General features: G+C 68.0%; 5 protein-coding genes and 1 tRNA gene. 5 read left to right on the forward strand and 1 reads right to left on the reverse strand.

Going from position 1 to position 6,553, the window contains the following annotated elements; translation table 11 throughout:
- Positions 1-44 precede the first annotated feature (44 nt).
- Positions 45-1,982: a DUF6600 domain-containing protein gene (locus EJ105_RS27320; protein WP_250168844.1), complete on the reverse strand. Its 1,938-nt coding sequence runs from the start codon at positions 1,980-1,982 to the stop codon at positions 45-47.
- Between the two features lie 267 nt (positions 1,983-2,249).
- On the opposite strand from EJ105_RS27320, the gene EJ105_RS27325 reads away from it, so the two are divergent.
- The 5 genes from EJ105_RS27325 to EJ105_RS27345 all read left to right on the forward strand — a co-directional run bounded on the left by EJ105_RS27325 (position 2,250) and on the right by EJ105_RS27345 (position 6,384).
- Complete coding sequence (locus EJ105_RS27325; RefSeq protein ID WP_029555418.1) at positions 2,250-3,224, forward strand: tripartite tricarboxylate transporter substrate binding protein BugD; 975 nt, start codon at positions 2,250-2,252, stop codon at positions 3,222-3,224.
- A gap of 194 nt (positions 3,225-3,418) precedes the next feature.
- Positions 3,419-3,880, forward strand: coding sequence for a tripartite tricarboxylate transporter TctB family protein (locus tag EJ105_RS27330; protein WP_029555417.1), 462 nt, complete (start codon positions 3,419-3,421; stop codon positions 3,878-3,880).
- 10 nt (positions 3,881-3,890) lie between these two features.
- Positions 3,891-5,390 carry a tripartite tricarboxylate transporter permease gene (locus EJ105_RS27335; protein ID WP_250168845.1) on the forward strand — a complete coding sequence of 500 codons (1,500 nt, stop codon included), beginning with the start codon at positions 3,891-3,893 and terminating at the stop codon, positions 5,388-5,390.
- Between the two features lie 126 nt (positions 5,391-5,516).
- Positions 5,517-5,592, forward strand: a tRNA-Lys gene (locus EJ105_RS27340).
- A 513-nt stretch (positions 5,593-6,105) separates the two neighbouring features.
- On the forward strand, positions 6,106-6,384 hold the full coding sequence (locus EJ105_RS27345; protein WP_250168846.1) for a CopG family ribbon-helix-helix protein: 279 nt from the start codon (positions 6,106-6,108) through the stop codon (positions 6,382-6,384).
- Positions 6,385-6,553 lie beyond the last annotated feature (169 nt).

Consider the following 6,553-nt stretch of genomic DNA (forward strand, 5'->3'; position numbering starts at 1 on the left):
AGCAAAGAAGGCCGCCCCATGGGGCGGCCTTTTTCGTTGCGGGATCAGTTGCGGCCCGGTCCGTCGCCGGGAGCCCCCGCGGCCCCACCGGGACCACCTGCGCCGCCCGGCCGCTCTGCCGGGGCGGCGCGCTGGGGCGCGGGACGCTCGGGGGCAGCGCGTTCGGGAGCCGCACGGTCGGGCGTGACGGCCCGATCCACCGGGCGGGGCTGATCGCGGCTGGGGCGCTCCGGCCGCTCCCGGTCAGCACGTGGGGAAGGGGCGTTTTTCGGCTGGTCCATCTGGCCGGGAGACGGCCGCTCCTCGCGGCCCCGATCCGGATTGGTGGGCACGGCAGGGCGGTTCGGCGCACCGCTCTGCTCCGGGCGCGCGTTGCCGTCCGGCCTCGGCTGTGCCGGGGTGGCCGGCCGGTTGGGCGGTGTCTCCGGCTGGCGGCCCTGGTCGGGCTGGGCCTGCCTGTCCTGACGCTCGGCAGGGCTCGCCGGCGACGGAGAGTCCGGCTGGCGGGCGCGATCCGGCTCGGCCTGCCGCTCGCTACGCTCCGGCTGGCCGCTGCGCGGTGTGTCCGGGCGCGCCGCATTGGGCGGCGTGCGGTCCGGCGGCGTGGTCGGCGCATCGGGATTGCGCTGCGGTGTGCCCGGCGGGGTACCGGGCGCGCCGGGACGGGCGGCATCGCCGGCGCCGGGCGGCGGCATGTTCGGCGTGCCGGGTCGAACGCCGGGGGCGCCCGGCCGGTTGTCGTCGGTGGCGCGGGCAGGCAGGGCATTCGGCCGCTCCTGCCGGATCTTGTCGATCACCTGCTGCGCCCGCTCCTGGCGCTGCTCCACCCGCTGCTGCAGCTTCTCGTTCCGCGCCTTGATGGCTTCCAGGCGCTTCTCCTGAATCTCGGTCGCGTTGCGGTTGGCCTCCTCCACGGTCTTCTGGATGCGATCGCGCTGGCGGTCGCGCAACTGGTCGATCTCCCGTTCATAGGCATGGTTGTTGCCCGACCAGCGCTGCTCGCGCAGCTGGCGCCGCTGGCTGTCGTCGATGACCGAGAGCAGCGCGGCCGAAGGCGCGGCCAGCCCCGGCACCCGCTCACCCACATAGTTGCGCACCAGGATGCGCCGGTCCTGCGGCAGCTCGCGCTCGAAGCGCGGCGGCGGGGGAACGCGGTTCGCGCGGGCGACACGCGGGCCGTAGATGCCCACATAGCCGCCGCGATCGACGAACTCGTCCCGGTAGTTGTCCACGAAGACAACCCGGCGGGAGGGGATGCCGCCTTCGATCACGCTCGCATAGTCGCGCCGGTCGACGAAGCGGGTCGTCACCACCCCGTCGCGATAGACCGGCTGATAGATGCGCGGATTGTCCCGCGACAGCCACACGGCGATCTGCGCGATGGGCGCCACATGCAGCGCCAGCTCCGGCGCGGCGAGGTAGCGGTTGTCCACGAACACCCAGCTTTCCGCCACCGGAGGGTCCATCACCCGCGGCGCGCCATAGGCATAGCCGCGGGAATCGGGGGCGATGGGCGCCCAGCCGGTCTTGCCGCCGCCGCTGCGCCACGTCACCCAGGCCGGCGCCCAGGTGTCGCCGGGCACCCAATACCAGCCATAGGCGGGCTCATACCCCCAGCGGCCGTAATGGTAGGTGGCCCAGGCGAACGGCTCGGCCGAATCCCAGTACCAGCCGTAATCGTCCGTCCAAAGCCAGCGCCCCTCCTGATAGGGCCGCCAAGACGCGTCGAGCCCGGAGGGCACGAAGACGTAGTCATAGTCGGGATGGCGCACCCAGCTCCCGTGCTCGGCCAGCGGCTCGTAGAAAATGTTGATGTCCACCCGCTCACGGCCGGCCTGCTGCGGCTGGCCCTGGCTCCGTTTCTGCGCCTGCTGCGCGGTTGCCGGCGTCGCAACGGCGAGCGAAGCGACGGCGGGAACCGCGAGCGCGAGCGCCGCCGTGGAGAGCAGCGCTCGGGTGAGGGGCGAGCGCGAGATTCTCATGGCGTCTCCTTTCAAGAGTCGTCTCAAGAGAACCGGCCCGGCCCGCGCTTGTTCCTCGCGGAAATCGCCTGAAAAAATCGCGCTTTGCCAGATGCTTGGGTGGCCCAGCGTGGCCGTGGTGCGGCCAGAAGGTGGCGAGGCGGGCGCAGGTGAGGTGCCATGCTGCCGACAACCCTACGGAAGTTCGGGCTTGACGCAGCGGCCGCCGCGACCTTCAAAAGGGTTCAGAAGGGGACGCCAAAGGATCCCTCAAGGAGGAGAATGCCCATGCGAATGCTCTCGGCCGCCCTCGCGCTCGCCGCGGCGATCGGATTGTCTGCGACGGCGACGGCGCAGGACTATCCTACGCGGCCGATCACCATGGTGGTTCCCTTCGCGGCCGGTGGCCCGACCGACACGGTGGCGCGTCTCGTCGCCGAATCCATGTCGAAGACGCTGGGCCAGCAGGTGGTCGTGGAGAACGTGGGCGGCGCCGGCGGCACCCGCGGCGCGGGCCAGGTGGCGAAGGCCGCGCCCGACGGCTACACCATCCTGCTCCACCATATCGGCCAGGCCACCGCGGCGACGCTCTATCGCAAGCTGCCCTACAATCCCGCGACCGACTTCGAGGCGGTGGGCCTCGTCACCGCCGTGCCCATGACCATGATCGCCAAGCCCGGCTTCGCCCCCAAGACCATGGCCGAGGCCGTGGACTATGTGAAGGCGAACAAGGACAAGGTGACCTACGGCAATGCCGGCGTCGGCTCCGCCTCGCACCTGTGCGGCATGCTGTTCATGTCGTCGATCGGCACCCAGATGACCACCGTTCCCTATCAGGGCACGGGTCCGGCCATGAACGACCTCGTCGGCGGCCAGATCGACCTCATGTGCGACCAGACCACCAACACCACCGGCCAGATCAAGGGCGGCAAGGTGAAGGCCTATGCCGTCACCACCAAGAGCCACGTGAAGTCGCTGCCCGACCTGCCCACCATGCAGGAGAGCGGCCTCAAGGACTTCGAAGTGGCGGTGTGGCACGGCATCTATGCCCCCAAGGGCACGCCCAAGGCCATCGTCGACAAGCTGAACGCCGCCCTCGACGTCGCCCTCAACGATCCCAAGGTGATCGCCCGCTTCGCCGACCTCGGCACCGAGCCGGAGCCGAAGGACCGCCGCAGCCCGGCCTTCCACAAGGATTTCGTTATCGCCGAGATCGCCAAGTGGAAGCCGGTGATCCAGGGCGCCGGCGTCTACGCCGACTGACCACCCACCGCGGCATCCAGCGTCGTGGCCGCAGCATGCCGGCCCGACGCCCCAGCTGATATCGGCGGGGTTCAAGACCGCGCTGGCGAGCCTTCAGGAACGCATCCCGCGCGGCCGGCGCCAGCCGCGCGGGCCTTCCCACAGCAGGCCACCTGTCAGAGCGCAACCAAAACGCGCCGGCACCGAGGGGGGACATGAACATCATCCGCAATCCGAAGGACGTCCTCTCGGGCCTCCTCTTCATCGCCCTCGGGCTCTTGTTCGGCTGGCAGACCCAGGACCTGCCCATGGGCACGGCGGTGCGCATGGGGCCGGGTTATTTCCCGCTGGTGCTCTCGGGCCTGCTCGGGCTGCTCGGGCTCATCATCCTCATCAACGGCCTGCGCTTCCCCGGCGAGATGCCGAGCGGCATCGCCTGGCGGGCGGTGCTCATCATCACCGGCGCGGTGGTGTTCTTCGGCTTCGGCGTGCGGCCCCTCGGCTTCCTGCCCGCCCTCGGCATCTCGGTGTTCGTCTCGGCGCTGGCCTCGCGCCTGTTCACCTTCCGGACGGCGCTGCTGAACACCGCGGTGATGGTGGTGTTCGCCTGGGCCGTCTTCATCAAGGGCCTCGGCCTGCCGCTGCCGCTGCTCGGCCCGTGGCTCGGCGGATACTGAGGAGGCGCCCGTGGACCTTCTCGACAACCTCGCCCTCGGCTTCTCCGTCGCGCTGTCGCTGCAGAACGTCTTCTACTGCTTCGTCGGGGCGCTGCTCGGCACGCTGATCGGCGTTCTGCCCGGCCTCGGCCCGGTGGCGACCATCGCCATGCTGCTGCCGCTCACCTTCGGCCTGCCGCCGGTCTCCGCCCTCATCATGCTCGCCGGCATTTATTACGGTGCGCAGTATGGCGGCTCCACCACCGCCATCCTCATCAACCTGCCGGGCGAATCCTCGTCCGTGGTCACCGCCATCGACGGCCACCAGATGGCCCGCAAGGGCCGGGCGGGCGCGGCACTCGCCACCGCGGCGCTGGGCTCCTTCTTCGCCGGCTCGGTGGCGACCCTCCTGCTGGCCCTGTTCGCGCCGCCGCTCGCCAACCTCGCGCTGCAGTTTGGGCCGCCGGAATATTTCTCGCTGATGGTGCTCGGCCTCATCGCCTCGGTGACGCTGGCCTCGGGCTCGGTGGTCAAGGCCATCGCCATGATCGTGCTGGGGCTGATCCTTGGCCTCTCCGGCCAAGACATCTACACCGGCACGCCGCGCTTCACCTTCGACATGCAGGAACTCTCCGACGGCTTCGACTTCGTGGCGCTGGCCATGGGCATGTTCGGGATCAGCGAGATCATCCGCAACCTGGAGGATGAACACCAGCGCTCGCTGGTGGCGGCCAAGGTGAAGAGCCTGATGCTCACGAAGGAGGAGTTCAAGCGCATCATCGCGCCCGTCCTGCGCGGCACGGTGATCGGCTCCTTCCTCGGCATCCTGCCGGGCGGCGGCGCCATGCTGTCCTCCTTCGCTTCCTATTCCATCGAGAAGAAAATCTCGAAGTACCCGCGCGAATTCGGGCGCGGCGCCATCGAGGGCGTGGCGGGGCCGGAGAGCGCCAACAATGCCGGCGCGCAGACCTCCTTCATTCCCATGCTGACGCTGGGCATCCCCTCCAACCCGGTGATGGCGCTGATGATCGGCGCCCTCATCATCCAGGGCATCACGCCCGGCCCCAACGTGGTGACGGAGAAGCCCGACCTGTTCTGGGGCGTCATCGCCTCCATGTGGGTGGGCAACTTCATGCTGGTGCTGCTCAACCTGCCGCTCATCGGCATGTGGGTGCGCCTGCTCACCGTGCCGTACCACGTGATGTTCCCGGCCATCATCGCGTTTTGCTGCATCGGCGTGTACAGCGTGAACAACAACACGTTCGACGTGTACACCATGGCCCTGTTCGGCCTGCTCGGCTACGCGCTGGTGAAGCTCGATTGCGAGCCCGCCCCGCTGCTGCTCGGCTTCGTCATCGGCCCCATGCTGGAAGAGTACCTGCGCCGGGCCATGCTGATCTCGCGCGGCGACCCCACCGTGTTCGTCACGCGCCCCATCTCGGCCGTGCTGCTGCTGCTCGCCGCGGCCGCGCTGGTGGTGGTGCTGCTGCCCTCGGTGCAGAAGGGTCGCGAGGAGGCGTTCAAGGAGTAAATCTTCACGCGACGACGCGGCGGCGGAAAGGACCTGTGGAAATCTTCCCCGCCGCGCCGACCGAGGCCCTTGCCAGCCCGGAACTCATTTGCTACACGAACGCCTCCTTCGGGGGCCACCCCGGACGGGCGCATAGCTCAGTTGGTAGAGCAGCTGACTCTTAATCAGCGGGTCCTAGGTTCGAGCCCTAGTGCGCCCACCAAATACCTTGAAGATCAATGACTTAGCGGCCTGCCTCTTGGGGCGGGTTCAGCTTTGTCGTCTAGGGTAACGTGGGGGTAACGAAAGGCGCTTGCTAGGGCTGGGCTGCCTTCTTCGCAATGGGCCTCAGCGAACCGCCCGACGACTCGCTTTCGCGGATATCCGCAGCCTCGCCTTTCGCCGTCACTCTCGCAGCTTCGCCCTGACGACCGTTACCCGAGGCTTGTTACCCTGAAGCAGCCTTAGCGGGGCAGTTCCAAGACATATCGCTTCAGAGGCCCGCCGAAGCCCATCCATAGCCGGACGCGGAACTAAGAGAGGTCGTGGCCATTGCCGGCCGCTCTCGACCTTCCACTTAGGAAAAATGGGTCCCTCCAAGACACTCCCCTCCAAGAAAACAAGGAAGCGGGTGGTGGAGCCTCGTCGGGAGCCTCATATGGCTTCTCCGGTGGACAATGGGGAATGAGCGGCTACAGTAGCAAGAGGTATTACCTATTCGCTGTGGAGCCAACGCATGGCAACGGCAACATCCATCAAACTCGATGACGAGCTAAAAGGGCGCATCCAGCGCCTTGCTGAAGTTCGCCGACGCTCATCCCATTGGATCATGCGCGAAGCGATCGCGCAGTATGTGGAGCGCGAGGAAGGGCGCGAGGCCCTGCGCCAGGACACCCTCAAGGCATGGGACGAGTTTCAGGCAACGGGCGTCCATGCCACAGCCGAGGATGTCGAGAAATGGTTGTCGAGTTGGGGCACTGAAAGCGAGCTGCCGGCGCCTCGATGCCGCAAGTGAGATTTTCCCCAGCTGCGATCACCGACCTTGAGCGGCTAAGGGCTGACGTGAGCCCCATTTCTCCTCCAGTTGAGGAGAGAGTCCGCCGGTTGATTTGTGGCCTCAGGCGGCCACGGTTTCCAGTGCGATTGTTGCGGCAAACTCGGCGGGGGATCGATGGCCCAGCGCC

Source organism: Xanthobacter aminoxidans, assembly GCF_023571765.1.
In the GTDB taxonomy this organism is placed as follows: domain Bacteria; phylum Pseudomonadota; class Alphaproteobacteria; order Rhizobiales; family Xanthobacteraceae; genus Xanthobacter; species Xanthobacter aminoxidans.

What these genes read in the sequence shown, in the direction of transcription:
- EJ105_RS27320 (WP_250168844.1), bottom strand. Translation starts at nt 1,982, where the DNA reads ATGAGAATCTCGCGCTCGCCCCTCACCCGAGCGCTGCTCTCCACGGCG.
- EJ105_RS27345 (WP_250168846.1), top strand. Translation starts at nt 6,106, where the DNA reads ATGGCAACGGCAACATCCATCAAACTCGATGACGAGCTAAAAGGGCGC.
- EJ105_RS27330 (WP_029555417.1), top strand. Translation starts at nt 3,419, where the DNA reads ATGAACATCATCCGCAATCCGAAGGACGTCCTCTCGGGCCTCCTCTTC.
- EJ105_RS27325 (WP_029555418.1), top strand. Translation starts at nt 2,250, where the DNA reads ATGCGAATGCTCTCGGCCGCCCTCGCGCTCGCCGCGGCGATCGGATTG.